The organism is Clavibacter lycopersici, from assembly GCF_003576405.1.
GTDB lineage: Bacteria > Actinomycetota > Actinomycetes > Actinomycetales > Microbacteriaceae > Clavibacter > Clavibacter lycopersici.
The window spans coordinates 1-2,306 of sequence record NZ_QWGT01000327.1; the positions used below are offsets into that span (position 1 = coordinate 1).

The following is a 2,306-nucleotide window of genomic DNA, read 5'->3' on the forward strand; positions in this document are numbered from 1 at the left end:
CGCCGCCGCCGACGACAGGGCCCGCGCCGTCGCGGGCGGCGTCCGCCCCCGCCGCTTCGGCGCCTGGTACGCGGCCGAGCACCGCCTGCTCGGGATCCGCGCCTACCTCGGCACCGCGCTCGCGACCGGCATCGCGAGCCCGTACGTCTACCTCTACGCGCTCGGCGTGGGCCTCGCCACGGTCGTCGACCAGGGCACGGGCGCGAACCAGGCCCTCGGCGTCAGCTTCCTGGTGTTCGTCGCGCCCGCGCTCCTCGCGACCAGCGCCATGACCGTCGCGAGCGAGGAGTTCAGCTACCCGATCTTCGGCGGCTTCAAGTGGAACCCGGTGTTCCAGGCGATGAACGCGTCGCCGCTCACGCCTGCCCAGATCATCGACGGGCAGGTCGTCGGCGTCGCGATCCGCATGGCGCCCACCTGCATCGCCTACTTCGCGTTCATGCTGCTCTTCGGCGCGGTGCCGCTCGGCACGGGGTTCCTCGCGATCGGCGCCGCGGTCCTCACCGGCATGGCGATCGGCGTGATGCTCATGGCCTACGTCGCCACCCTCACGCAGGACACCGGCCAGATCGCGATGGTCATGCGCTTCGTCATCACGCCGCTGTCGCTGTTCTCCGGCACGTTCTTCCCGCTCACGCAGTTCCCGGTCTGGCTGCAGTGGATCGGCTGGATCTCGCCGCTCTGGCACGGCACCGAGCTCGGCCGCGTCGCCACCTACGGCATGGCGGAGCCGCTGTGGCTCACGGTCACGCACGTCGCGTACCTGCTGCTGTGGCTCGCCGTCGGCTGGACGCTCGCCCGCCGGGTCGCGACGAGGAGGCTGCGCGCATGACCGGATCCACCGCGCCCGCCCCGGCGCCCGCCGCGCGTCGCAGCCGTGGCGGCCCCCGCGCCCTCTACGCCGGCAACGCCCGCTCCGTGCTCTCCCGCGGGCTCCTCGCCACCCGCAGCACCAACTGGACCGTCGTCCTCTCCGGCTTCTTCGAGCCCGTCTTCTACCTGCTGGCGATGGGGATCGGCCTCGGCTCGCTCGTCGGCGACGTGACCACGAGCACCGGCCAGCCCGTGCCGTACGCCGCGTACATCGCGCCCGCGCTCCTCGCGGTCTCGGCGATGAACGGCGCCGTCTACGACTCCACCTGGAACGTCTTCTTCAAGATGAACCACTCGAAGCTGTACCAGGGCATGCTCGCGACCTCGCTCGGCCCGCTCGACGTGGCGTTCGGCGAGATCTCGCTGGCGCTGCTCCGCGGCGTCGTCTACTCGTCGGGCTTCCTCGTCGTGATGCAGGTGCTCGGCCTCAACCTGTCGTGGTGGGCGATCCTCGCGCTGCCGTCGGTCGTGCTCATCGCGCTGGCGTTCGCGAGCTTCGGCATGGCGGTGACGAGCTACATGAAGACGTTCCAGCAGATGGACTGGATCAACTTCATCCTGCTGCCGATGTTCCTGTTCTCCGCGACCTTCTACCCGCTCTCGGTGTACCCCGCGTGGGTCCAGACGGTGATCCAGGCGCTCCCGCTCTGGCACGCCGTGGAGCTCGTGCGCGGCTTCACGACGGGCGCGCTCTCGATCGCGGTCGTCGGCCACGTGCTCTACTTCGCGGTGATGACGGCGATCGGCCTGGTCTTCACGACGCGGCGGCTGCGGGTCCTCTTCCTCGACTGAAGGCCCCCGCCGCGAGCGCGAGGCCGGCGGCGCCCATGATCACGGCGGCCGTCGCGACCGCGACCGGGTGGGCCCCGGGCTGCGCGGCCGCCGGCACGAGGGCGAGCGCCTGCGCCGTCACGACGGTGGCGAGGAACGACGATCCGGCCAGCACCGTCGAGGTGAGCGACGAGACGCGGCCCATGGTCCCCACGGGCGCCTCCGCCTGCAGGATCGGACCCTGCGACACGAGGTAGACGGAGAAGACGAGGCCCGCGACGCCCATGAGGATCGCCGCCGGCAGGAAGGCGCGCACCGTCGAGTAGGCCGCGTAGGTGACGCCGAGGGTGACGAGCGCGACGGGCAGCGCGCGCTCGGGGCGCAGGCGGGCGACGAGCGCGGGCGCCGTGAGGGATCCGACGAGGCCGCCGACCGCGAACATGGCCGTGACGACGCCGTACTCCGCCGCGGTCAGGCCCATCGTGGTGAGGGCGAGGAGCGCGAGGGTCGCGTTGTTCACGCCGAGCGTGACCCCGTACGCGGCGAGGCCGGCCACGAGGATCCGCAGGCGCGGAGAGGCGCGCACGACGCGGATCCCGGCGGCGAGCTCCGCGCGGAAGCGGGCGCGGGCGGAGGCGACCGTCGGATCCGCGCCCGCCGTC

At 72.3% G+C, this 2,306-nt stretch carries 3 protein-coding genes; 2 read left to right on the forward strand and 1 reads right to left on the reverse strand.

From position 1 onward, the window contains the following. Together DZG00_RS14630 and DZG00_RS14635 are read left to right on the forward strand one after the other, a co-directional pair. Positions 1-832, forward strand: an 832-nt coding sequence (locus DZG00_RS14630) for an ABC transporter permease (RefSeq protein WP_119455778.1), incomplete at its 5' end; no start/stop codon positions are given. Then, positions 829-1,665 (forward strand): ABC transporter permease, encoded by an 837-nt coding sequence (locus tag DZG00_RS14635; protein WP_119383212.1) that lies wholly within the window; start codon positions 829-831, stop codon positions 1,663-1,665. The genes DZG00_RS14630 and DZG00_RS14635, both read left to right, overlap by 4 nt. Here DZG00_RS14635 and DZG00_RS14640 read toward each other — a convergent pair. Further along, a partial coding sequence (locus DZG00_RS14640; RefSeq protein ID WP_147360031.1) for an MFS transporter occupies positions 1,628-2,306 on the reverse strand: 679 nt, incomplete at its 5' end. The two genes, DZG00_RS14635 and DZG00_RS14640, sit on opposite strands and share 38 nt — an antisense overlap.

What these genes read in the sequence shown, in the direction of transcription:
- DZG00_RS14635 (WP_119383212.1), top strand. Translation starts at nt 829, where the DNA reads ATGACCGGATCCACCGCGCCCGCCCCGGCGCCCGCCGCGCGTCGCAGC.